Source organism: Rhizobium sp. P43 (assembly GCF_056730705.1).
The window spans coordinates 1,434,858-1,459,709 of the sequence record NZ_CM161539.1 but is presented as its reverse complement, the minus strand read 5'-3'; the positions used below and the strand labels follow the sequence as shown (position 1 = coordinate 1,459,709).

The window sequence follows — 24,852 nt, the reverse complement described above, 5'->3', positions numbered from 1 at the left end:
GGTCCGTTCCTAGCCGTAAAGGCTCCAGAAGAACCGCGCCGACACAAACAGCAGAAACACCGCAAAACCGATCTCCAGCTGCCGCTTGTTCAGCCGATGCGCCAGCTGCGCCCCATAGGGCGTGACCAGCATGGCGATCGGAAAGATCACCGCAAAGGCGATCCAGTTGACGAAGCCTGTCGAAAACGGCGGCAGGCCCGCCTCGCCCCAGCCGGCATAGATGAAGCCGAAAAAGGCCGGGATCGAGATCAGCACGCCGACGCCCGAGGAGGTCGCCACCGCCTGGTGGATCGGCCGTCCGTAAAGCGTCATGAAGGTGTTGTTGAACACCCCGCCGCCGACCCCCATCAGCCCGGAGAAAAGCCCGATCGCCGAACCGGTGAGGAAGCGCCAGGGCTGACCGGGTAGCTCCGTGCCGAGATGCATCCGGTTGGAGAGAAACAGCATGCGCGCGGCCAGCACCAGGCCCATGACCGCGAAGAACAGCCTGAGCCCCTCACTGGAAACGAAGGCGGCAACGACGGTGGCGAGAAGCGCGCCGAGCGGCACGGCGACCGTCCAGCCTTTTAGCAGCGCGGTATCAACCGCCCCGCGCTTGCGATGCGCCTGGAACGAGCGGAGCGAGGTCGGCACGATCAGCGCCGTCGAGGTTCCGACAGCGAGATGCATGATCACCTCCTCCGGGATCCCGGCATAACCGAAGACCTGGTAGAAGACCGGCACCAGCACCGCACCCCCGCCAATCCCGAACACGCCGGCCAACAGCCCCGCCACGGCCCCCGCCGCCGCCAGCATCGCAGCAAACATCAGGATATCGGCAATCGGCGGCATGGGGCACTCCGGGAAACAGCGGGCCCGCTCGAGACGGCCCAAAGGCGGCAGGATCAGGCGCCCGCGTGGCCCCACGACACAGTCGCAGAAGCGGACAACGGATACCGCCAAGCCTCTAGGCCCTGCCCGCCCCGCCCGCAAGCCCGCCACAGCCCCACGCGGTACGGCGCGGCCAAAGTCCTGCCCGCGTCCGCTGGCCCCCTCATCCCGCGTGGCGCCCCCAACACATGGGCAAACGCGACGCTCCACTCTCCCCCCGTGTGGGGGAGATGTAACGCAGTGACAGAGGGGGTACCAAATGCACCGCCGCCAAACCTCCAGCGATCAATCGCCAGCGCTCAGCGGCAATTCCGCTTGTCGAGATAAAGCGAACAATCCTTGCCGGCCGGTGCGGGCGAAGACGCAGCCGCCCGCCGGGTCGAAACCGGCGCCGGATCGCTCATCCCCGAATTGCCGCTGTCCACCGAAAGCGGCAGGATCCCGCCCTCCTCCGGCATTTCGCCGGCCACCAGCGTTTCCTGCGCTGCCGGCTGCGGCCCGCGCGGCCCGGTCACGATCTCTGTCGGCTCGTCAAAGCCGATCCCGTCGACGACAGGCTGGCTGGTATTGCCCTCGGCCATTGCCATGGCCCCGTTCGCCGTCACCAGATGCGGCTGTACGCCGACAGGGCTTCTGGCATCCGCATAGGTCGCATCGGCATAGGTCACGCCGGCCGTCGCGGGAGCGGCACCGATCCCCAGTTCGCCATCGATATTGACGCCGCCCTCGGGGATCGCCATGGCGCTCATGGTCTGGCGCTCGGCCGGGTCGCTGCCTAAGGGTTCGGAAGACGCGAGAAAATCCAGCCCGTCGCTGCCGGTATTTTCGGCCGCGGCCGGCGGCGCATAGGCCGCCGCCTCCGCCTGGGGATCGCCAACCCGCCCGACCAGTTGCCGCCCGTCACGCTTCGGGTCCACTTTGCCGATCAGCTCGTCGCCAATCCGCGGTCCACCAACATCCGCCAGGGGAATACGATCGCTGCCGGAACAGCCGGCTAGAAGCAGAGCGGAAAACGCAGCCACCGTCAGGCGGCGGCCATAGGACGAAAACACAAAACTCATTTCACCCTCGATGGCCCCAAATGGGACAACTCACACCATCCTAAGCCCGATCGGCTTAATGCGCCATGAACGGAATTGGACCGGAAGCCTGGACGAATCAGAGGCAAAAAATAGGGGCCGGCGGATCGCTCCGCCGGCCCCTGGTGTCCCTTCTGGCTCAACCGTCAGGCTGCCCGACGATGGCCCGATACTGCCTGGCTCGCATTGACCTTGAGGCGCGAGAGCAGCTGGCGCAGATTGTAGCTCTCTTCCGCCAGCGACTGGCCGGCAGCCGAGGTTTCCTCGACCATGGCGGCATTCTGCTGGGTCATCTGGTCCATGTGGTTGACCGAGGTGTTGATCTCGGCGAGGCCCGTGGCCTGCTCCTTCGCAGCGGTCGCGATCGTATTGACGCTCTCGTTGACACGGTTGACGAGCGCCTCGATCTCGAGCAACGCCTCGCCGGTGGAGCGAACGAGACCGACGCCGGTATCGACTTCCGCGGCCGATGCACTGATCAGCGTCTTGATTTCCTTCGCTGCATTGGCCGAACGCTGAGCAAGTTCGCGCACTTCCTGGGCAACAACCGCGAAACCGCGACCGGCTTCACCCGCACGTGCCGCCTCAACGCCGGCATTGAGTGCAAGCAGGTTGGTCTGGAAGGCGATCTCGTCGATCACGGAGATGATCTGGCTGATCTTCTGCGAGGAGCCCTCGATCCGGCCCATGGCATCAACAGCGCTGCGGACGATCTCGCCAGAGCGGTTGGCGCTCGACTTCGTCTCGGCCACCATCTGCCGTGCCTCGTTGGCGCGCTCGGCCGCCGTACGCACGGTTGCGGTGATCTCGTCGAGGGCCGCTGCTGTTTCTTCGAGAGCGGCAGCCTGCTGTTCGGTACGACGCGACAGGTTGTTGGTCGCTTCGCTAATATTGCCAGCCGACGAGGTGACGATATCGCTCGTCTGGTTGATCGCTGCAATGACGCTGCCGAGCGATTCCACCGCACGGTTGAAGTCGTCGCGAAGCTTTTCATATTCGGAGCCCAGCACGCCGATCTGCACGGTGAGATCACCTTCGGCCAGACGCTCCAGCGCCGAACCAATGGCATGGATGGCATGATTCTGACGCTCGGAGGCCGTGCGCAGATTGTGCTCGTTGCGCTCGCGTTCGCCGTTCAGGCTCGCCTGCTGCTCAGCCTCGCGGTCACGCAGGTTGATGCGATCGCGCACGCTGTCGCGCAGAACCTCCAGAGTCTTGGCCATGCCGCCAATCTCGTCGCGACGGTCGGTGCCGCTGATCTCGATATCGACACGCTCCTCGGCGATGTCACTCATCGCGCCCTTCAGGCGGTTGATCGGATTGACGACGCTGCGCACCACGAGATATGCGAAGAACACCATGCCGGCTGCGGCAAAGGCGATCAGCACGCCGTAACGGATGGCCGTGCCGCGGAACAGGGCAGCGAGGTCGTCCGAATAGACGCCCGTGCCGACAACCCAGCCCCAGGGCTCGTAACCGATGACATGCGACAGCTTTTCGACCGGCTCTTCGAAGCCCGGCTTCGGCCAGTAATAGTCGACGAAGCCTTCCTTGCTTGCCTTGACCGTATTCACGAATTCAACGAACAGGAATTTGCCGTTCGGGTCCTTGCTCTGGGTCAGATCGCGTCCGTTGAGCTCGGGCTTGATCGGATGCATGACCATGGCCGGCTTCATGTCGACGATGAAGTAGTAGCCATCGGGATTGTAGCGCATGGCGCCGGTGACTTCCTTGGCTCGCTCCTGCGCCTCTTCGCGCGTCAGGGTGCCTTCCTGTTCCATCTTGTGATACTTGTCAAAAATGGAAATCGCCTGGTCGTTGATCTGGGCCAGCCCGAGACGCCGCTCATGCACGAGCGAATCGTAGGATTGGAAGAGGCTGTAAGACAGCGCTCCCACAAGCACCGCCAGAGCCAATGCGACGAGTGCATAAAGTCGCACTGACAGAGACATCGATTTCATTAGGTCCACCCCCATAATGTTTAGAGTGGCTAAATTTTGATATTTATCAGTTCTAAACTCCTAAACGCGCCCCTATGAGTTCTCATGGGTACTTTTTCGCCAATGAAAATTAGTAGTGGCGCTCCACGCGCGCGACCATATTGATCCAGGATCAAGCTTGCCCAGGAGAATTGTCAGCCTCATGACCGTGAACACCCCGAAGCCCACCGGCAAACTTACCCTGAGAACCCTGGCCATGCCGGCAGACGCCAATGCAGCCGGCGACATCTTCGGCGGCTGGGTCATGGCCCAGATGGACCTTGCCTGCGGAATCCGCGCGGCTGAGCGTGCCCGGGGCCGTGTTGTCACCGCTGCCGTCCAGGAAATGGCCTTTGCCATGCCGGTCAAGATTGGCGACACGCTCTGCGTCTACACCGAGATTGCGCGCGTCGGGCGCAGCTCCATGACACTGAAGGTCGAAACCTGGGCACAGCGTTATCTCACCCATATAATGGAAAAGGTTACCGAAGCGACATTTGTGATGGTTGCTCTGGATGCAGATGGCAAACCGACGCCCGTGCCACAAGCCTGATCGGCATCACGGGCCGGCCATGCTGCGAAACAATGCCTCGCAGGCGTCGTCGCTGGGATAAAACATCTCGATCTTCAGATCGGCCAGCGCGATATCCTCGGCGGTGCCGAACTGGGTGATCGTCGAGAACATCGGAAATACCTGGCCGCCGACACGAAACAGCACCGAAAGCACAGGCGCCGAGGCAAGGCCGCCAGCCTTAGGGCTCGCTTCGGCTTCTCTCGCCAATCGCGCCGCTGCCTGCTCCAAAACCGCATCGCCGCCGAGATGAACACTTTCCAAACGCAAACGGGCGGCCAGATGGGCCGCAACGTCGGTCCAGTTGTCCACCAGTTCCGCACCCCTGCCCGGTTTCAACAGAAAGTCGATGAAGCTGCCACCGACCTCCAGCCCGAAAACAGCCAGCATGGTGCGCCCGGTCTTATTCGCCTCGATCACGTTCCAATGGCGGTCGAAGACAAAGGCCGGATAAGGTAGGTGACCCTCGACCATATGGGTAATGGCCCTGCGGATCGGCGCCATGGAATCACTGTCCAGCGGACGGCTGATGAAGGCGGCACGAAATCCTGCCGCATCCAGCATCAGATTGCGGTCCGCCCGAGGCACTTCGAGCGCCTCGCCAAGACGCATCACCATATGCCGGCTCGGCTTCGCCCGACCCGTTTCCAGAAAAGCGATATGCCGTGCCGAGACGTCGGCCATCAGTGCCAACTGCAATTGGCTCATGCGGCGCCTGCCACGCCAATTGCGCAACTGCCCACCGAAATCGTTTGTCATGGCATTCTCCCTGGCAAGCGTGATGCAAGCGCGAGCCCATGGGTTTCTGGCACGCCCAGCCAACGCCGTCACTTACCTGCCAGGTAATTGCAGCGCCAGCGCCGCCTCACCATGCTGGATCCGTCATAACACGGAAGGAAGTTTCCCATGTCACAGGATTTCGCTCAAATCTCGCTGAAGGCCACGAGCCTTCTCGTCGTCCTCTTGGGCCTTTTGGTTGCCTTCGGTGCCCATCCGGCGACGGCACTCCCCGCAACATGGCTCGCCGACATTGTCTTCTGGCCCATTGATGGCAGCCAACCCCTCGATGCGCCGGCCGCACGTGTCCTTGCCGCCATCAGCGGCGGCGTCATGGTTGGCTGGGGTATCATGATGTGGCTCGTCATCGATCGCCTTCTGCCGAAAGAGCCGCAATTGACGCGCCTGCTCCTCGTAGAATCAACTCTCGCCTGGTACCTAGTCGACTCAACCGGCTCCTTCATGTCTGGCGCCACCGTCAACGTCTTCCTCAACACCATATTGATGCTGGCCATCGTCATACCCGCCTGGCGCATTGGTGCCCACCAAACCGCCACGGTCGGGTAGTTCATCATCGGCAAACATAAGCAGCGTTAAGGGCGCGGCGGATTACGACCGCGCCCCTCCCCTTATGCTCGAAATACGAAGGCTGCTCCTGCGGCGATCAGGGCAAAGCCAATCACATGGTTGATCGTCAGACTTTCTTTCAGAAAGAAAACTGAAAAACCCGAAAAGACGATCAGAGTGATCACCTCCTGGATCGTCTTGAGCTGCGCTGCAGAATAGACCTCGGCACCGATCCGGTTTGCGGGAACCGCGAGGCAGTACTCGAAAAAGGCAATGCCCCAGCTGGCCAGGATGGCCACCCAAAGGGCCGAGGTCTTGTATTTCAGGTGCCCGTACCAGGCGAAAGTCATGAAGATGTTGGACAGCGACAGAAGCAGGATCGGCCAGAGGGCCGCAGGGGAAAAGCTCGGCATGAGACACTCGTGCTTGGGAGAAAGAAGGAAAGGGCGATCATCGAGTCGATCCCGAGACCTGCCATCAGGATAGCTGGTCAATCTTCCGCCCGGAAGGATTTCCAGCAATACCGAATCTCAGTGATAGGAACCCGTAGGATCGACTTGTGACGGCTCGCTGGCTAGGTGCGACGCACCAGGCGATGCCGTCGCATCGACCAAGAGGCGCTATAACGCCGGAGGCCTGCCACAAACCGATCCGATAAGCCCCCACATCGAGCCTTGCCACAAGCCTCATAGCATATCCTGTTTTCACAACCTGAGGAACGATTTAGGTCGCAAAATCGGCGACGCGCGGAGCCTCGCAACGACGAGAATCAGAGGAGAAAAGCCGCCAAAAAGTTGTTATTGCTTTCTCATTAAATTGCGCAGAGTCAGCGTAACCCCCCGTTAAGTCGCTCATGTTATTGATGATTTATTGCGATGGGTATGGGCATTGATTTATGTGGTTGAGCGACAGCGTAAATGGCGGAACGATGCCGGCGGTGCTGCAAGCCCAGGTGGCGGACATTTCTGCCGGCCATAGATCCAGCTTGATCCTGAACCTGATCACGCTGACGATTTGCCTCGTCTTGATCTACAACGAAAACGCGATGCACTGGGTGCACATCGCCTGGTTTGGCGCGGCGGTCATTGTGATCGCCATGCGCGCCTACGTCTTTCATGCCCTGGCTCGCCGCGAGATGCTGACCTCAACGCCGAAAGCCAGCCTGACGATCCTGTCCTTGGGCGCCTTGGCGCTCGGCCTTGTCTGGGCTGCCCTCCCATGGACCATCACGGACTTCAAGCCCCTTGGCGAGCATGCAGCCCTGCTGATGATCATGGGCGCCATGGCGGCCGGCTCGGTCATCAAGCAGATCGGCTATACCCCGCTCGCGCTGAACTATTCCATTCCCATCCTCACCTCCCTGATGATCAATCTGATCACCCATGGGCGCCTGAACGAGGTCCTGGTCGGCCTTTGCCTCAGTCTGATGATCTTCGTCTTCATTCGCCGCAGTCTCTGGGCCGAGCGCATGTTCGTCAGCAGCCAGGTCGCGCGCCACGAGGCCACCGCGCTCGCCGACAGCCTGACCCGCGCCAACAGCGACATCCTGCGGCAGAATTCACGCCTTGAGGCTCTGGCAAATCGCGACACCCTGACGGGCCTTGCCAACCGCATGTTCTTTCATGGCCGTCTGGCCGGCGATCTGGCCCGTGCTTCCGTGGTGAGTGAGCAGGTGGCCCTGCTGATCTTCGACGTCGAACGCTTCCAGTCGATCAACGACACGCTGGGCCACAGTGCCGGCGACGCTCTGCTGCGCGAGATCGCCGCCCGCCTGTCGTCGGTTATCGAGGATGGCAGCCTGATCGCTCGTCTCGGCGGCGACGAATTCGCCGTGATCGTCAGCGGCACGGCAGCTCTGGAGCGGGCCCGCGCCCATGCCGCCGCCGTTCTCGAAGCCAGCCGACAGCCGATCCACTGGAACCAGCGCCAGGCCGTGGTTGGCCTCAGCGTCGGACTGGCGGCTTACCCCGACCATGCCGAAAATGCCGAGGAACTGCTCGCCTGCGCCGACATGGCGCTCTACGATGCCAAGCGCGGCGATCGCCGCCATCTGCGCGAATTCGATCCCGACCTGCGCCGCAATGCCGAGCGCAAGCGCATCATCGAGCAGGATATCGACCGCGCCATTCACAGCGGCGCTGTCGGCGCCTGGTTCCAGCCACAGCTCGACTTGTCGACGCGCCGGATCACAGGCTTCGAAGCCCTGGTGCGCTGGCAGCATCCACAGCTTGGCTTCGTGTCGCCGCCCGAAATCGTCAATGCTGCACGCGCCGTCCACCTGTCCGAACAGCTGACCGCCCGGATCGCTCGCGATGCATGCCGCCTCGCCCGCCGCCTGCCGCATCTCGGCCTTGCCGATGCGACGGTTGCGCTGAATGTCTCGCCCCGAGAATTCGCGCTCTACTCCGTCGCAGACATGCTGCAGCGGATCACCGGCGAACATGACGTGGCCCCCGGCTTGCTCGAAGTCGAGATCACCGAAGAGGCGATCCTCGACCCTGTGATCGCCGATGCGCAATTGAAGAGCCTCGAACAGGCCGGTTACAAGCTCGCGGTCGATGATTTCGGCATGGGCCATTCTTCGCTGGCCTATCTGATCGGCCTGAAGGTCGATCGACTGAAAATCGACCGCAGCTTCGTCAAGGACGTGGCCCGCAGCGAAACCAACCAGAAGCTCATCGCCGCCATGGTCAGCCTCGGCCAGTCCCTGTCGCTGGAGATCGTCGTCGAGGGGGTCGAGACCCCGGAAGATGCCGCAATACTCGCCCGCCTCGGCTGCGGCACCGCCCAGGGCTATCTCTTCGCCAAACCCATGCCGCCAACTGCGCTGGAACTCTGGATCACCGAACACCAAGCCACGACCATGCTGAAGCGCAAGACCAAGGCTAAGCACCTTTCGGTGGCGTAACACCTACGTCAGGTATAGACGGCACAAGGCCGCAAGCCCCCATCCTCCTGCCACCATGCTGGCCATAACCCGTGGCGGCTGTTGCGTTTTTGTTCTGATTATCCCGCCCCGCCCCTTCCCTTTGCCGCCGCCCTTCTCCATATTCCGGCCATGGCCAAATCTCCCAAATCCTCCGCCCCCTCTGATCGTTTCGAGGAAGCCCCGCAGACCGCATTCGAAGGCGCGCCGCTGTCCGGCTCCGTCTCCGATTGGGTGAAGCAATTGGAGGCGGAAGCCGAGGCCTCGACGGTCGAGAGCCAGCGCGAACTGGCCTCGAAAGCCGGCAAGCACCGCAAGAAGATCGAGATCGAGGCCCGCCGCCACGCGGAAAAGGTGGCGCTCGAAAAGGCGCAGAAATCCACCACCGCCAAGAATACCACCGTTTCGAAAACCTCCCGTGGCGTCTCGATCGGGGCCTCCTCGGACCCCAAGACCCGCGCCGCCGCCGGCCTCAACCCGATTGCCGGCATGGACGTCAGCCTTGAAGAAGCGGAATCGCTCGCCACCGGCGCCGTCACGGCGACCGTCGATGCCCTCTCCAAGCTCATCGAAAGCGGTAATCCGCTGTTCAAGAACGGCGAGATCTGGGTGCCGCACCGCCCCGCCCGCCCTCAAAAGTCCGAAGGCGGCATCTCGATCCGCATGGCCTCCGATTTCGAACCCGCCGGCGACCAGCCGACCGCCATCAAGGACCTCGTCGAGGGCCTGAATTCCGGCGAGCGCTCCCAGGTCCTGCTCGGTGTCACCGGCTCGGGCAAGACCTTCACCATGGCCAAGGTGATCGAGGAAACCCAGCGCCCCGCCGTCATCCTGGCGCCCAACAAGACGCTCGCCGCCCAGCTCTATTCCGAGTTCAAGAACTTCTTCCCCGACAATGCGGTCGAATATTTCGTCTCCTATTACGACTATTACCAGCCGGAAGCCTATGTGCCCCGCTCGGATACCTTCATCGAGAAGGAATCGTCGATCAACGAACAGATCGACCGCATGCGCCACGCCGCGACCCGCGCCATCCTAGAGCGCGACGACTGCATCATCGTCGCCTCCGTTTCCTGCATCTATGGTATCGGCTCGGTCGAAACCTACACCGCCATGACCTTCCAGATGCAGGTCGGCGACCGCATCGACCAGCGGCAACTGCTCGCCGACCTCGTCGCCCAGCAATACAAGCGCCAGGAGATCAACTTCGTCCGCGGCTCCTTCCGGGTCCGCGGCGACACGATCGAAATCTTCCCCGCCCACCTGGAGGATGCCGCCTGGCGCATCACGCTCTTCGGCGACGAGATCGAGAGCATCACCGAATTCGACCCGCTCACCGGCAAGAAGACCGGCGAGATGAAGTCGGTGAAGATCTACGCCAACAGCCACTACGTGACCCCGCGCCCGACGCTGAACGGCGCCATCAAGGCGATCAAGGACGAGCTCCGCCACCGCCTCGCCGAGCTCGAATCCGCCGGTCGCCTGCTCGAAGCCCAGCGGCTGGAACAGCGGACGAAATACGACATCGAAATGCTCGAAGCCACCGGCTCCTGCGCCGGCATCGAAAACTATTCCCGCTACCTGACCGGCCGCAAGCCCGGCGAGCCGCCGCCGACGCTCTTCGAATACATCCCCGACAACGCCCTGATCTTCATCGACGAAAGCCACGTCACAATCCCGCAGATCGGCGGCATGTACCGGGGCGACTTCCGCCGCAAGGCCACACTCGCCGAATACGGCTTCCGCCTGCCCTCCTGCATGGACAACCGCCCCTTACGTTTCGAGGAATGGGACGCCATGCGCCCGCAGACGGTCGCCGTCTCCGCCACCCCCGGCAACTGGGAGATGGAAGCCGCCGGCGGCGTCTTTGCCGAACAGGTCATCCGCCCCACGGGCCTCATCGACCCGCCGGTCGAGATCCGCTCGGCCAAGACCCAGGTCGATGACGTGCTCGGCGAGATCCGAGAGACCGCGAGCAAGGGCTACCGCACCCTCGTCACCGTGCTCACCAAGCGCATGGCCGAGGACCTCACCGAATACCTGCATGAACAGGGCGTGCGCGTCCGCTACATGCACTCGGACATCGACACGCTGGAGCGCATCGAGATCATCCGCGATCTCCGCCTCGGCGCCTTCGATGTTCTCGTCGGCATCAACCTGCTGCGCGAGGGCCTCGACATCCCCGAATGCGGCTTCGTCGCCATCCTCGATGCCGACAAGGAAGGTTTCCTGCGCTCGGAAACCTCGCTCATCCAGACCATCGGCCGCGCCGCCCGAAACGTCGACGGCAAGGTCATCCTCTATGCCGACCAGATCACCGGCTCGATGCAGCGCGCCATGGACGAAACGTCCCGCCGCCGCGAAAAGCAGATGGCCTACAACATCGAGCACGGCATCACGCCGGAGTCGGTCAAGGCCCGCATCTCCGACATTCTCGACTCGGTCTACGAACGCGACCACGTCCGCGCCGACATCTCCGGCACCTCCGGCAAGGGTTTCGCCGATGGCGGCCACCTCGTCGGCAACAATCTCCAGGCCCATCTCAACGCGCTGGAAAAGGACATGCGCGACGCCGCAGCCGACCTCGACTTCGAAAAGGCCGCCCGCCTCCGCGACGAAATCAAACGCCTCAAAGCCGTCGAACTCGCCGCCATGGACGACCCGATCGCCAGGCAAGAGGCGTCGAGTGCCGAAGGCGCGAGAGGGAGTGGAAAAAACCAGGCGAGAAATACGGAAGGTGCCAGTGGAAACCGCAACGCCGGCCCCGCACCGATCTCCCCCCTTGAGGGGGAGATGTCCGGCAGGACAGAGGGGGGTACCCCAGACTCCGGCGCCCCCCGCCTCTCCCCCTCCGGCCGCAACAAATCCGGCGCCCCGTTGGGCCGCGGCAGCAGCCTCTCGCCGGAAAACCCCGAGGCCACCAGCTATTTCCGCAAAAACACCCTCGACGAAATGACCGTCGGCCGCACCGAAAAACCGGTGACCGGCAAGCTGCCGGAAAAGCCGAAACCCGACGCCGGCGGCAAACCGATCTCCCCCCTTGAGGGGGAGATGTCCGGCAGGACAGAGGGGGGTACCCCACCCTCCAGGTCTGCCGACGACCCCTCCTCGGGCTCGACCCGAGGACCCATCATCCGCGCCCGCACCGGCGCCGGCTCCTACGAGGACCCCACCGACCTCAAGCGCAAGGGCCGCACGAAGGGCAAAACCGGGAGACCGGGGCGGTGACCCTATCTCCCCCCTTGCGGGGGAGAACGGAATTTCAGCATCTTAGCGCAGCTAAGTGCTAGAAATTCCAAGAGAGGGGCAACTACGGACACCATGCAAGACCTAGCAAGCCTGCTCTCCGATATCCTCGGATATATGACCGCTGGCTGGCGCAGCCGTTCCCGCAGCGTGCGATGGCTGGTGCGGGGTGTGACGGTGGTGTTGGTGGTCGGGTTGGTGTGGGTGTTGTGGGGGATGTAGGTCGCGCAGTTTCCCGGAGGACCTTGCCGACCTCAAGCGCAAGGGTCGCACGAAGGGCAAGACGGGGCACCCGGCACGGCGGCCGCCTCCTCATCCCCGTTTGCTCAGAGAGGTGCGGGCCGGAGGGGAAGCACCGGAGTCAAAAAACAAACTGGCGCAGTTTCGAATGATGTGCGCACTGTACCATGCGGAATGGCCGCAATATCTATCTCAACGATTGACCCAGACAAAAAATCCCGAGAAGTTATACGCTGAATAAATACAACCTCAGGGGCGTGCGTTGGCCGGCAGGACGCGATTCAAAAACTTCGTCGAAAGCGAGGTGTCGTCACTTGACGCACTACCGTTCGTTCACATTACGGACGCCTACAACTTAGATGAAATACTAGAGCAAGGAACGCTGATAGCAACACGATGCAATGTATTTTCTCGATCTATACTTTACATGTTTTACGGAAAGCCTGCATACCGATCAAAGCACAGTGGATCAAACTTTATATCATGCTACTTGCCGTGCGTATTCATTTTCGATCCGAAAAAGATACAAAATCAAATCAAGGCTGTTTATCCATTTGATACTGGCGCCTTCCACAATGGCTATTACAAGTCATACTTTCACTCAAGAACCAAGATCGAAGACTTCGAGCTTTCTCCATCTCTGGAAGCCGCAAAGCAAGTTGTGGGGCGCTTCTACACAACTAACAAAGAGTATTTTCAAGGCGGATCCCGTAAAAACGTACCTTCTTCTCCTACCGACTTTGAAGTTGAGGGGTACGTGGAGTTATCGCGAGCCCCGGCGCATCCAGACGCGCGCTCAATTTTGACAGCAGATGAACGAGCCTCAGCAATCGAATTGCATTTTTACGAAAACGTCGAACTCAAGGGAGCGTTATTGGCTTGCGTTATTCCTGAAACATTTCTTGATGTTGAAACAATAAAAACTTCGCTAAGCAAAATATCTCCACCTATAATACGTACATACTCCACCATCCATAAAATGGGATTCGAAGGCGTTGCTGGAAAAATATATAGTGTAGTGGAAGAGTTATATAAAGAGAACGCGCTGATATGAAATTTCTGGGGCTCTACAGGCTACAACCACATGCTCCATCCTTTATGGTGCCGTTGTTCACAGACGGATCCTTTACCTATGTCCAGAAAATCAACAGTTCTCAGTCTCTCGACGCGTACACGCGAATTGAAACAGCGGACTCGGGTCGGCTGGTCATAAAGAACGAAATGAAAGTTATTACGCCGGGAATTGGGTCACCAGCCATCTACGCTTTCGAATACAAACAAGGGTCGTTCACACTAGGTTCGCACCATGAGATACATGGACGATTAAAATCACTTTTAGAGACCAACGAATTCATCAAGCAATCAAAATTCTCGTCACTTGAAATTGCTAGATTTATCGGGGATGACGAACTCATATATAAGTTTGCAAAGAAATGCTTCGATCATTTGTCTCAGAATTCAAAAAGACTGTCTGAAAAGTGGCTCTGCGGCGCTGAACTTAGCCCGTCTGTACGAAATAGAATATTGTTGGAAAATTCAGATGTAAAAACTGAAATAGGCCAAGATACATCAGTTCGATTCGACTGTTTGCGAGTAGTGATTGATTGTATCGATTTTCTCGCAACGGAAAAAAATGTAAATAGATCGGATTTGATAACGCAAGGATTGAGATTCGTATCAAAAAAATATGGAGACGAATTAAGAAGACATTTTATAAGCAATGAATATAGTTACATTAGTGGACAGATTAATGATTTTAGATCACCCGAATATCAGCAATATATCAGTGAGTTCGGGAGGAAGATGCGTCGTGAACTCGCTGAACGAGGAAGCGCGAACGACATTCCTGCTTGGTTCGCGCAGGCGGAGATTGGTCAAACATTTGGGCTGTCTCGCGTTCGGGCTTCAGCGAAGCTCACATACGAAGATTTTATAACCCTGGAATCTGTTTTCAAAGGCGGGCCACGCAGAACAGCAAAAGCAACCGCTTCTTTCTTTATGTTCGCGATTGAAGATTATACAGGGAAACTTTTTGCTATGATTAGGCGGTCTGTATCAAGGTCGTCTAAGAAGGAAGGCACGTCAGCTGTGCAAAATTGGTTTATTTTTGAGTCGTTACTGAAGAAAACAGCCGATGACTTTGAAAAATAGTGCATTATAAATGAGTTCAGAGCTGAGTAATCTCAAGATAAACAAATCTGCGGAGCGGTATTCGGGCAAGGCGGAGTCTCCGTTATCCGGCTGTTGACACCTCCCCCCATGCGGGGGAGGACGGAAAATCGAAGGCTTGAGGCGAGCGCAAGCCGCCTAAACTTCAGATTTTCCCGGAGAGGGGCACGGTTCCGTGGGCACGCCCCTTACCGAGCCCCCCTCTTGCGAAATCTGAGGTTTGGCCCTGATCGGGCCAATTCCTCGATTTCGCTTTCTCCCCCGCGAGGGGGGAGATAGGCCCCGCGCGAGGCCCCTTTCCCGAAAAAAGGGGGACGAATTCCAAAAAACCCCCAACAAAATCAACAAAAAATCTTTTTTTCATCCCCGCCCATTTTCCCCGTTTTACCCTAATCCCCGTCCCGCCCTCGGATGCACCTGACGATGCGATGTCAGGCGAGGCGGGGCCGGCGCCGGGGTGGCGTGCTCTCGCAGGCACAAATTCCCGGCCCGCTGCAACGGTCTCCCTCCGGACGAAGGGCTTGACGAGGGTGATGGGGTCGGATGCGCTCCAAAACCTGGATACCCTGATCGGAAGGACGTGCCTCAGAGGCACACAAACAAGGCGCCCGCGCTGTCGCGAACATCCAGACAGCGGGGCGGAGAAAACGGCGGGGATGATGGTCGGTCGCAAATGACCAAGGTTTCATCCCCCGGGCGAGGGTCCCGGTCGGAATGGTGCACCATCCGGCGGGAACCTCCCGGGCCACCGGCCAGGCTCTGGCAGAACACTCTTCGGAGGACTCTGTCAAAGCCGGACCCTACGCCCGGTCAATCTTCGGTCCTCGGGTCATCCTCGGGTTAAACCCGAGGACGAGGACCGAGGGCCGTCGCCGCCTTGCCAGAGAGACGCATGCAGCGGGAATAGACGCCGAACGAGGCGCCGGAAGGAGCCACATACACTACTTAGACAGGTTGCTTCTGGCGCCTCGTCCGAGACAAGTTTGACCGACCCGGAGGGAGATGATCCCGACCGGTGGCGGAGTATGCGAGGTTTCTATCTCCCCCCTTGAGGGGGAGAAAGCGAAATCGAGGAATTGGCCCGATCAGGGCCAAACCTCAGATTTCGCAAGAGGGGGGCTCGGTGAGGCGAGTGCCCACGGAACCGGGCCCCTCTCTTGGAAAATCAGAAGTTTAGGCGGCTTGCGCTCGCCTAAGCCTTCGATTTTCCGTTCTCCCCCTCAAGGGGGGAGATAGGCCACCCCGCGCCCCAGCCCTTCCAGATTTCCCTATTTCGCCAATTCCCGAAACACCGAAAGGAGCCCGACATGCCAGACCGACAGACCCGAGATACCCCCGCCCCCGAACCGCTCACGCTGCGCCTGCTGCGCGACACGTTCGACCAACGTGGTTTCCCGCTGCGCTGCCCGCGACGCCAATGCCGGCGCAGCCGATACTGCAGCGGCCCGGCGCTTCGCCCGGCAGACCCGCTCAACGCAGACGAGAGGCTGCCGCCCTGCGCCCTCCAGGCCAAACCCGAGGCGCGCCGGCAGTTCCGGGCCCTGGCCGCAGACCTGCTCCCGCCGCTGGACGACAGCACTGTCCCCGGCACATGGCCCGAAGACAGAGAGGCGGCCAACCACCTGCGCCAGGCGATGGCGATCGTGAAGCGCATCCACACCCGACCCGGCCCGCATCCGGACAGCGAGAAGAGAGCGCTCGCCGCCTGGCATGCCACCGACCCAGACCCTGACGTGACCGCCCTCTGCGACCGCATCTGGCGCAACCCGCAAAGCGACTGGCGGCCGGAAGCGATGCCCCGGACGGCTCCATGATGGCGGCGGATGGCGAAAGGCTAGGTGGCGATCGCGCTCAGCCCCTCGGCCGGCTGATCGTACAGCAGCAACAGCTCGCGATGCACCGCGTCCTGAAATTTCAGGATCTCCCGGCGGGCGTCATCATAGCTGTAACCGATGGCGAAGAGCTCGTCCTTGAAGCGACCACACAGCGCCTTCCAGTATTCGGTGGCGGAAGGGCCGTGCAACTGGTCCAGCGCCTCGGCGGAGCTGCGAACGAGCTGTCTGCGTTGATGAAGTGGGAAGTATATAATCGTCTCGACACCCGTCGGAACGAAGCCGTCGTTATGCATGTGCGGTATCCCCAGAGCTGTTGCTATTCGGCTGCCCCTCCCAGGGGCTCATGGGTCACTGTACTGCCGGGAAGCGAAACAACCTCCGGCCAGGTCTCTCCATGCCATGCCAGTCTTACTGGGGTGACTGAGCCATTACCGTCCTCTACATCGCCCAACTCACCTGAGTATTATGCGATCCTAAAAAAGTCTTTGCGTCTGTCAATGTGTGTTGACAGATTTTCCACTGCTCTTGTTTGTCACTTTTTGAACAATCGTCAATTTGTCGCAGCAGATCGCAGGCTTTGCCGCGATCGCGGCCGCAGGACGACAGCAAAACCGGTGGTGATCCTGGAAAAATCGAGTGGCACCAGCCGCTTGCAGCACCCTGGGCGTCTAGCGGCAGACCGCCCGCTACTCCGCCGCCTTCGGCAGATCCTCGGCCTCGACCTCAGCGGGCAGCGGCTCCATCTCGTAGGAATAGCCCTCCAGCATGGAATAGGCCCGCTCGATCGCGGCGATCTGAACCTCCGAGGCCTTGATGGCATCGGTGATCGATTGCGCCCGGGCCCGCAGCATCGAACCGAGCACATCGGTCTCGGGCCGGCGGCCGAGCCGGTCGAGATGTTTGCGCACCCGCGCCCGGTGGCGCTCCAGTTCCAGAATATGGAAGCGGCATTTCAGGATGTCGTCGGTGAGCTTGCGGCGCAGCCCGGCCACCGGATCGAACGAGCCCGGCTCGCGCTCGTCGAGGATCATGTCGTTGATCAGCGTCTCCAGCACCATCAGACCCTTGAGGTCGGCGGGCTCGGCCAGCTGCGGATCATAGCCGGTATCGTCGAAGACGCGGCGGCGCACGGGATCCTTGAGCAGCTCGTAGCAGGCGGAGATTTTCGCAAAGGCCTCCGCGTCGCCGCCGGCATCCGGATGGGCGGTCTTGGCCACCTTGCGATAGGCGGCCTTGATGGCGGCCTCGTCGGCATCGCGGGCCACGCCCAGGAGCTCGTAAGGGTCGATCACTGCGGCACCCGTCTTTGCCATACTCATCCACTCCCGCGCCCAGCCACCTCTCCCCTAAACCCGGATGGCGGCTGCATCAAGACGCAACACGTCTCTGTCCCCGGCCACGAGGGCGGATGCCGGATGCGCGCTGCGGGCCATGCTCGGCGGCCATGGCAACGCTACCACCCCTCAAATCTCAAGGAATTCAGCTCCTTGAGTGCATCCCGTGAGCAAAACTGTGACTTTTCATACTTGCCAAGATTCCGAAATGACCCTACCTCTTTGCCTGTTCGGGCAGCAATGATCCCGGAGACTGGACTGACTTGTATTGACCGCAGCCTGTGGTCCTGGGGGCTTTCTCCCGCCGGTAGACGTTCTTTCCCCGTTATCGCGATCCCTCGACGGTTCCGTTTCGGCGGAACTTTACCTTGCCGCTTCCGGTCTGCCGGCCGCGGCGCAGACGACAACACGGGAATAAGGACTATCCCCATGGCCACCAAGGGCACCGTTAAATTCTTCAACCAGGACAAGGGCTTCGGCTTCATCACCCCGGAAGGCGGCGCAAAGGACGTATTCGTCCACATCTCCGCACTCCAGGCATCGGGTCTCCAGACGCTGAAGGACGGCCAGCAGGTCACCTTCGACACCGAGCCGGACCGCATGGGCAAGGGCCCCAAGGCCGTCAACATCCAGGCTGCCTGATCAAGATTTCAAATGGCGTCCCCCGGGACGCCATTCTCGCTTCAAGACGTAGATTTGCCGAAATGCCGCGCTAGACCTTATTCCGCAGCGGCAGAGGAACCGGACGCGCCCTGTGTCTTCGGCCCGCCGGCAATGTCCACAGCCGCAAAGGCCTCGGCAATCAGCTCCGGCGAGACACCCGGCTTGGTCGCCTCCGACGACAGGATCTGCCGGTAGCGCCGGGCGCCCGCATAACCCTGGAACAGCCCGACCATATGCCGCGTGACATGGTTGAGCCGCCCGCCGGACGCGATCACCCGCTCGGCATAGCCGATCATCGCATCGCGCACCCGGTCCCAGTCGACGGCCACAGCCGCTGCGCCATAGATCCGGGCATCGACCTCAGTCAAAAGCGTCGCATTGTGATAGCTCGCCCGCCCGAGCATCACCCCATCCATGACGCTGAGATGCTGCTCCGCCTGGTCGAGATCGGTGATCCCGCCATTGATACCGATGAAAACACCAGGGTTTTCCCGCTTCATCCGATAGACCAGCTCGTAATCGAGCGGCGGTATCTCCCGGTTCTCCTTCGGCGAAAGCCCTTTCAGCCAGGCCTTGCGGGCATGGATCCAGATCGCATCGGCGCCTGCCCCGATCATCCGGGCGAGAAAATCCGGCAGCACCTCAGCCGGCTCCTGCTCGTCCACCCCGATCCGGCACTTGACGGTCACCGGCACCGTCGCCACCTTCTTCATGGCAGCGACACAAGCCTCGACCACCTCGGGCGTCTGCATCAGACAAGCCCCGAAGGTCCCCGACTGCACCCGGTCCGACGGGCATCCGACATTGAGATTGATCTCGTCAAAGCCGTAATCGGCCGCAATCTTCACCGCCTCGACGAGCTTTGCCGGATCCGATCCGCCAAGCTGCAGCGCCACCGGATGTTCGGCATCGCTGAACGACAAGAGCTTTTCCCGAGGGCCATGAATGATCGCATCGGCCACCACCATCTCGGTATAGAGCAGCGCCCGGGCCGAGAGCTGCCGGTGGAAAAACCGGCAATGCCGGTCCGTCCAGTCGATCATCGGCGCAACCGCAAACACCGCCCGCCCATAGGGGGCAGGACCGGGAATGTCGCGGGTCAAGAAATCAGGTCGTGTCGTCATGGCCGCGCCCATAGCATGCTTTGCCGCGAAAGGACACCGCCCGATCCCGCCCGGGTTGGGGTGTCAGCTCTCCAGACCGATGAGCGTTTCCAGCCGCTCCCATGTGTCATCCATGGCATAGACGGCGAGAAATGGCAGGTTGATGTGGCCGTAGAGCGGCGAAAGCTGCCACTCCGCCTCCTCTTCGTCGATGCCGGCCACCTGCTGCAGGAAGATCACCGAGGCAAGCCCGGTACGGTCCGCGCCGGACATGCAATGCACGAGGATCGGCTGTTCGGCGGTTTTCAGCAAAGTGAGCAATTCCTGCGTCCGTTCCGGCGTCAGGTCGTGGCTGGCGGACATCCCGAAATCGACATGCGCGGCCCCATGTGCCGCGGTCGCGGAAACCTCATCGACATACCATCCCTTGTCAGGATTTTCGCCCCGCAGATTGATCACTGTCTTGATCCCGTAGCGATCGATCTCCGCGCCCAGGCGTTCGCCGGAAAGCTGCGCCGAGCGATAGAATTGACCGGGCACGACTTCGTGGAAATTGCCCGAGAAGATCAACAGGCCATCATAGGCGCCAAAGAGGCCGGCGAGGCCGGCAAGGGTAAGCCCCACACGCAACGCGATCCGCCGCGCGAGGCTTCCTGTCCGCCGGGGCATTGCATTCGAAATCGGCAGATCATTTGCGCGCAAGCGGCATCCTCTCATGGCCAACGGACCAACGGTCATCAACGGCTGAAATCGAATTGGGTCCTTTCGATGGCGGAAACATCCGATACGGTAGCGGATTCCGGAAGCCTGCAAGCAAGAATGAAGGGTTCCCCGCCATTCACTCCCCGGCCGAGAACTGCAGCGGCCATTCCGACGGCTCGCTCTGCACGCCGTCGCATTCGATTTTCTCGCGATACTCCATGAGCTGGAATTCGAAGGTCTCGCCCGGCGCATCCATCAGACGGAAGACCTGATAGGTGCCGCAATCCCCCTCGCCGCGACCAAGCGACGTGGAGATGAAGATGCCGCGCTCGGCAAAAACCTCCGGGTTCATCATCTGCGCATTGTTCTCGCCCTCGAGTGCCGGCGGATTGGGCAGGCTCAGCATCGTCGCCCAGTCGGCTGGCGGGTTCTGGGTGATCGCGAAGATGCTCGTGCCCTGATAGGCTCCGAGAAAACACGGCACTTCCCAGAGAATGAAATTATCGTTCACGGCATAGCGTTGACCGGGATAGGCAAGCATCTCCGGCTCGCTGCATTGATCCGGCGCATAAGTCGCGATCTCGTTGCGGACCGCCTGCGGAACGTCAGTCGCAGCGTCGAGCAACACAGGCGGGCTCAAAGGCAGCCCGACGGATGCGGTATAGGGCGATGGGCCACCGGCGGCGGCACCTTCGTCGGAGACGGGCTCTGAAGGCGCAGCGGCCGTCTCGGGCGCCGGGCTGCCAGGGCAACCGATCACCCCCTTGGCACCGGCGACAAACGGCGGAAGATCCGGCCGAACCACGGTCACCGTCGCCTGGCTAATGGTCTGCAGCGAGCCGGTGACGACGGCCTCCTCGATCCTGACCAGCACATGCGTCTCATGATCGGTGCTGGAATAGAGGCGATAACCGAGCCGCGATGGCTGCTCGAAATCGCCGCGCGCACTTTCATTCAGCGCGATCTTCTCCTTGCCGATTTCGACGACCGCCTGCATCTCCACGCCATCCTTGTCGTAGGGCAGGTAGATCAAATAGGCATATTTGTCGGTCTCTGGATCCTTGTTGCTCTGCCAGAAGGCGAGATGACAGGTGCTCAGGCCGCCCTCTATCTCATGTTTTCCAAAGAGCTTCAGATCGATAGATGGTTCCTGCGCGACCACGGGATGCGACGCGGCCAAGGCCATGGCACAGGCCAGAAAAGGCAATTTCAAAGACGGCATGGTTCCCCCGGATCCCGGATCGCTCCCTGCCCCCATGACAGCGCAATCCACCCAAAATTCAGGGTATCGTCAGAGACGGGTACTCACAAGCCGCAAGCGTGACCAAAACAGGGTTCTCAGAGCAGGCCGAGTTCCGCGAGTTCCCGCTTCAGATCGTCTGGCATGTCCTCGATATTGGCGCCGGATGCTGACAGGTCCCGCGGGGCCGCATCCGCCTCCAGATAGCGCCAGCCCTGGAACGGACGACGCGGCGCCGGTGCCACTTCGATGACTTCAGGTCCAAGGATCAGCTCGCAGCGCGTAATCCCGTCGCCGCCGGTGAAAGTCTTGATATCAAGCAGCTTCTGCCGGGCCGAAAGCTGGCCCTTGATGATCCAGTAGAGCGAACCGCCGTCGAGCAGTTCTTCCGTGCGCTTCGGCACCATGCGGGTCACATGCGAGGAATGCGGCTCAAGCCCTGCCGCGACAGCGACGAGGCAGCGTTCGGCGACCCAGTCGCGCAGATCGTCGATGGAGTCGGCTCCGACGCAGAGCTTGAGGAGATGCAGTGCCATGCCACCCGAGATAGCCTGTCCCTGCGGCGGGTCAAGGGCTGGGGTGTCACAGTGGTGATGTACTCAACAGTTTCGGTGGAGGACCGGCTGGGGATCGACATCCGCGGGCTGGGTCAGCCCCTGGCCGTCGTCATCCTCGGGCTTGTCCCGAGGATCTACTGAGGGTGGCCATCCGCTGAACGACGGTCGGGATATGAGACCTTTACCGCCCGGGCCCCGGTTGACGGAGGTAGATCCTCGGGACAAGCCCGAGGATGACGACGGAAGCGTTTCAGGACAAAGGCACGGCCCCTGCCCGCCTCAACACTCCACAACGTTGACCGCCAACCCACCGAGCGATGTTTCCTTGTATTTCTCGTTCATGTCGTTGCCGGTCTGGCGCATGGTTTCGATCGCGGCGTCGAGCGGCACGAAATGCTGTCCGTCACCCTTCAGCGCCAGTGAAGCGGCGGTGACGGCCTTGACAGCGCCGAGCGCGTTGCGCTCGATGCACGGCACCTGGACGAGACCGGCGACCGGATCGCAGGTCATGCCGAGATGGTGTTCGAGTGCAATTTCGGCAGCGTTTTCAATCTGCTCCGGCGTGCCGCCCATGACGGCAGCAAGACCGGCGGCCGCCATGGCCGAGGCCGAGCCGACCTCGCCCTGACAGCCGACTTCGGCGCCCGAAATGGAGGCATTGTGCTTGATGATGCCGCCGATGGCGGCCGCCGTCAGCAGATAGTCGCGGATGCCCTCCTGGTCGGCATCGGGATGGAAATGCAGATAGTAGCGGATGGTCGCCGGAACGACGCCGGCTGCCCCATTGGTCGGCGAGGTCACGACGCGACCGCCGGCGGCATTTTCCTCGTTGACGGCCATGGCATAGACCGAGAGCCAGTCATTGGCGAGAACCGGGTTAAGACGGTTGGAGCGCCATTCTTCCTGCAGCTTGTCGTGGATCGACTTGGCCCGACGACGCACCTTCAAGCCACCCGGCAGCTGGCCCTCCTGGCGCAGGCCACGATCGATGCAGCTCGACATCGCATCCCACAGCCTGTCGAGCCCGGCATCGAGATCTTCGCGCGAGCGCACCGCTTCCTCATTTGCGCGTTTCATCTGGGCGATAGAGAGGCCAGATGACGCGGCCATGGCCAGCATCTCGTTCGCCGAAGCAAAGGGATAGGGCACCTTCTGGCTCGACGCCTGCTTCTTCTGCTTCTGCAAGGCGAGAAGCTCGGTATCGGTGACGACGAAACCGCCGCCGATGGAATAGTAAATCTGGGTGAGCAGCACCCGGCCGTCCTTGTCGAGCGCAGACAGCCGCATGCCGTTGGCATGGCCCGTCAGCGGCGTCTTCTTGTCGTAGACGAGGTCATCCTTCGGCTGAAAGAAATACGAAGGATGGCCGGGAGGAGTGACGCGTCCCGTGCGCTCGACCTCGGCGATGATCGCCTCCATGCGATCGGGATCGACGCTGTCAGGCGCCTCCCCCATCAGCCCGATGATCACGGCATTGCCCGTACCGTGACCGATGCCGGTATAGGCGAGCGATCCATGCAGACTGGCCTTCAACGCCGCGACTTGCGCGCCCGCCGGACGCGGCCATTGGTCGGAGAGAATGAGGTCGAGAAACCGGTTGGCCGCCGTCATCGGACCCATGGTGTGGGAACTCGAGGGGCCGACGCCGATCTTGAACACGTCGAAAACCGAAAGAAACATGGGGCTCCTCGCATGCGGGTATGAAAGCACAAAGGCTAGAACATCGCCTAGCACGAATGCGCCTTGCAATCGACATCGGCTTTCATGGCCGCGACATGGTGGAGATGCCAAGTTGAATGCGCTGAAACGCAAACAGCGCGGCCGTGAGGACCGCGCTGTTCGCTCAATCGCCTGTGGCGGATGTCAGATCGTGCCGAAAAGGTAGGCCAGGCACATAACGCCGGCAAAACCCATCAAGGCACGGAATGTGACACCCCAGCACGACTTCTGGAAACTGCCTTCCATGAAAACTCCGTGTGAGAACACATTCACAGGAAAGCCGTCCCCCGACCGCTTTCTGAGCATTCATCTATTAAAATCTCCGGGTCTTCGCAACTGCAAAAATGGCAAAAGGAAGGCGCAAAATGCGCAGCAGGCATGCGCCCGGCGCATGGATTATCGAAATATCAATGGGATAGAAGGGGAATTCGTGAACGCTCCCTCGCGAGCCCTCGCCCCAATTCGGGCCAATATCTTTCCCGTGGTTAATTCTGATTGTGGAGAATGCGCTCCACGGGATAATGCCGCACGCCATCGGACCTTGAGGGATTCGCTGACATGACCATCGTCGACTACTGCGCCATGGCGCTCTTCATCCTGCTCTGGCTCGCCTATGCCCGCATCACGGGCGAGCAAGTCATCTGGCAGCGCACCAGCCTGACCAAGGCCATGGCCGAGCGACGGCGCGAATGGATTCTGAATTCCATGAATCGCGATCTGAAGATGATCGATACCCAGATCATGGGCGGGTTGCAGAACGGCACGGCCTTCTTCGCCTCGACGACGATCTTCGCCATCGGCGGCTGCTTCGCCCTGCTCGGCGCCACCGAACAGGTCGATGCTATCCTCAAGGACATCCCCTATATCGTGCAGGGTGGCCGCGCGACCTTCGAACTGAAGGTCTGCGGACTGATCGCGCTCTTCGCCTATTCCTTCTTCAAGTTCGGCTGGTCCTATCGCCTGTTCAACTATTGCACCATCCTGTTCGGCGCGATCCCGATGGCCGAGGAGGCAAAGAAGGACCCGAAACGGGCGATGGAGGCGGCGGAACGCACGATCCGGATGAACATCATCGCGGCCAGCCATTTCAACATGGGCCTGAGGGCAATCTTCTATTCGATCGGCTATCTCGGCTGGTTCGTCAGCCCCTGGGTCTTCATGCTCTCGACGGTGCTGGTCTTCATCGTGTTGCTCCGTCGTCAGTTTTTCTCCGAGGCGCGCCTTGCCCTGCTCAACACGAGCAATAGCTGAGAACGGGCGCCGGAACCAAGGCCA

At 60.8% G+C, this 24,852-nt stretch carries 21 protein-coding genes; 9 read left to right on the top strand and 12 right to left on the bottom strand.

All coding sequences use genetic code 11. The features are described from left to right. Window positions 1-9: 9 nt before the first annotated feature. The 3 genes from AC1PUL_RS07195 to AC1PUL_RS07185 form a co-directional block, all read right to left on the bottom strand. A complete protein-coding gene (locus AC1PUL_RS07195) occupies window positions 10-831 on the bottom strand; it encodes a sulfite exporter TauE/SafE family protein (protein ID WP_480467505.1) in 822 nt (273 codons plus the stop codon). A gap of 338 nt (window positions 832-1,169) precedes the next feature. Then, complete coding sequence (locus tag AC1PUL_RS07190; RefSeq protein ID WP_480467503.1) at window positions 1,170-1,931, bottom strand: hypothetical protein; 762 nt, start codon at window positions 1,929-1,931, stop codon at window positions 1,170-1,172. Window positions 1,932-2,095: 164 nt separating this feature from the next. Further along, window positions 2,096-3,910 carry a methyl-accepting chemotaxis protein gene (locus AC1PUL_RS07185; RefSeq protein ID WP_480467501.1) on the bottom strand — a complete coding sequence of 605 codons (1,815 nt, stop codon included), beginning with the start codon at window positions 3,908-3,910 and terminating at the stop codon, window positions 2,096-2,098. 181 nt (window positions 3,911-4,091) lie between these two features. On the opposite strand from AC1PUL_RS07185, the gene AC1PUL_RS07180 reads away from it, so the two are divergent. Further along, window positions 4,092-4,481, top strand: a complete 390-nt coding sequence (locus AC1PUL_RS07180; RefSeq protein WP_480467500.1) for an acyl-CoA thioesterase — start codon at window positions 4,092-4,094, stop codon at window positions 4,479-4,481. 6 nt (window positions 4,482-4,487) lie between these two features. On the opposite strand, the gene AC1PUL_RS07175 is transcribed toward AC1PUL_RS07180, so the two are convergent. Then, entirely contained in the window at window positions 4,488-5,258 is a 771-nt protein-coding gene (locus AC1PUL_RS07175) for a helix-turn-helix domain-containing protein (protein ID WP_480467499.1), read from the bottom strand. 147 nt (window positions 5,259-5,405) lie between these two features. Between AC1PUL_RS07175 and AC1PUL_RS07170 the strand changes: the two genes are divergently transcribed. Beyond that, complete coding sequence (locus AC1PUL_RS07170; protein WP_480467498.1) at window positions 5,406-5,843, top strand: hypothetical protein; 438 nt, start codon at window positions 5,406-5,408, stop codon at window positions 5,841-5,843. Between the two features lie 62 nt (window positions 5,844-5,905). Here AC1PUL_RS07170 and AC1PUL_RS07165 read toward each other — a convergent pair whose 3' ends face one another. Then, window positions 5,906-6,256: a DMT family protein gene (locus AC1PUL_RS07165; RefSeq protein WP_162547960.1), complete on the bottom strand. Its 351-nt coding sequence runs from the start codon at window positions 6,254-6,256 to the stop codon at window positions 5,906-5,908. A 488-nt stretch (window positions 6,257-6,744) separates the two neighbouring features. Between AC1PUL_RS07165 and AC1PUL_RS07160 the strand changes: the two genes are divergently transcribed. The 5 genes from AC1PUL_RS07160 (at window position 6,745) to AC1PUL_RS07140 (ending at window position 16,238) form a co-directional block, all read left to right on the top strand. Further along, entirely contained in the window at window positions 6,745-8,751 is a 2,007-nt protein-coding gene (locus AC1PUL_RS07160) for a putative bifunctional diguanylate cyclase/phosphodiesterase (RefSeq protein WP_480467496.1), read from the top strand. Between the two features lie 150 nt (window positions 8,752-8,901). After that, window positions 8,902-11,997: an excinuclease ABC subunit UvrB gene (uvrB, locus tag AC1PUL_RS07155; protein WP_480467494.1), complete on the top strand. Its 3,096-nt coding sequence runs from the start codon at window positions 8,902-8,904 to the stop codon at window positions 11,995-11,997. A 685-nt stretch (window positions 11,998-12,682) separates the two neighbouring features. Further along, complete coding sequence (locus AC1PUL_RS07150) at window positions 12,683-13,309, top strand: hypothetical protein (RefSeq protein ID WP_480467493.1); 627 nt, start codon at window positions 12,683-12,685, stop codon at window positions 13,307-13,309. Between the two features lie 167 nt (window positions 13,310-13,476). Further along, window positions 13,477-14,406, top strand: coding sequence for a hypothetical protein (locus AC1PUL_RS07145; RefSeq protein WP_480467491.1), 930 nt, complete (start codon window positions 13,477-13,479; stop codon window positions 14,404-14,406). Window positions 14,407-15,731: 1,325 nt separating this feature from the next. Then, window positions 15,732-16,238, top strand: coding sequence for a hypothetical protein (locus AC1PUL_RS07140; RefSeq protein ID WP_480467489.1), 507 nt, complete (start codon window positions 15,732-15,734; stop codon window positions 16,236-16,238). A 20-nt stretch (window positions 16,239-16,258) separates the two neighbouring features. On the opposite strand, the gene AC1PUL_RS07135 is transcribed toward AC1PUL_RS07140, so the two are convergent. After that, entirely contained in the window at window positions 16,259-16,552 is a 294-nt protein-coding gene (locus AC1PUL_RS07135) for a DUF6074 family protein (RefSeq protein WP_480467488.1), read from the bottom strand. A 393-nt stretch (window positions 16,553-16,945) separates the two neighbouring features. After that, complete coding sequence (locus AC1PUL_RS07130; RefSeq protein ID WP_480467486.1) at window positions 16,946-17,572, bottom strand: J domain-containing protein; 627 nt, start codon at window positions 17,570-17,572, stop codon at window positions 16,946-16,948. 450 nt (window positions 17,573-18,022) lie between these two features. Here AC1PUL_RS07130 and AC1PUL_RS07125 point away from each other — a divergent pair, with 450 nt between their 5' ends. Further along, window positions 18,023-18,235 carry a cold-shock protein gene (locus AC1PUL_RS07125; RefSeq protein ID WP_113378816.1) on the top strand — a complete coding sequence of 71 codons (213 nt, stop codon included), beginning with the start codon at window positions 18,023-18,025 and terminating at the stop codon, window positions 18,233-18,235. Window positions 18,236-18,312: 77 nt separating this feature from the next. On the opposite strand, the gene dusA is transcribed toward AC1PUL_RS07125, so the two are convergent. From dusA to AC1PUL_RS07100, 5 genes are all read right to left on the bottom strand, one after another. Further along, window positions 18,313-19,380 carry a tRNA dihydrouridine(20/20a) synthase DusA gene (dusA, locus tag AC1PUL_RS07120; RefSeq protein WP_480467483.1) on the bottom strand — a complete coding sequence of 356 codons (1,068 nt, stop codon included), beginning with the start codon at window positions 19,378-19,380 and terminating at the stop codon, window positions 18,313-18,315. A 63-nt stretch (window positions 19,381-19,443) separates the two neighbouring features. Continuing rightward, entirely contained in the window at window positions 19,444-20,061 is a 618-nt protein-coding gene (locus AC1PUL_RS07115; RefSeq protein WP_480467481.1) for a tyrosine-protein phosphatase, read from the bottom strand. 136 nt (window positions 20,062-20,197) lie between these two features. Continuing rightward, window positions 20,198-21,283, bottom strand: coding sequence for a DUF1176 domain-containing protein (locus AC1PUL_RS07110; RefSeq protein WP_480467480.1), 1,086 nt, complete (start codon window positions 21,281-21,283; stop codon window positions 20,198-20,200). 116 nt (window positions 21,284-21,399) lie between these two features. Continuing rightward, entirely contained in the window at window positions 21,400-21,837 is a 438-nt protein-coding gene (locus AC1PUL_RS07105; protein WP_298467588.1) for a DUF1489 family protein, read from the bottom strand. Window positions 21,838-22,137: 300 nt separating this feature from the next. Beyond that, a complete protein-coding gene (locus tag AC1PUL_RS07100) occupies window positions 22,138-23,538 on the bottom strand; it encodes an L-serine ammonia-lyase (protein WP_480467479.1) in 1,401 nt (466 codons plus the stop codon). 597 nt (window positions 23,539-24,135) lie between these two features. Here AC1PUL_RS07100 and AC1PUL_RS07095 point away from each other — a divergent pair. After that, window positions 24,136-24,828, top strand: coding sequence for a DUF599 domain-containing protein (locus AC1PUL_RS07095; RefSeq protein ID WP_480467477.1), 693 nt, complete (start codon window positions 24,136-24,138; stop codon window positions 24,826-24,828). The last annotated feature ends 24 nt before the right edge of the window (window positions 24,829-24,852 follow it).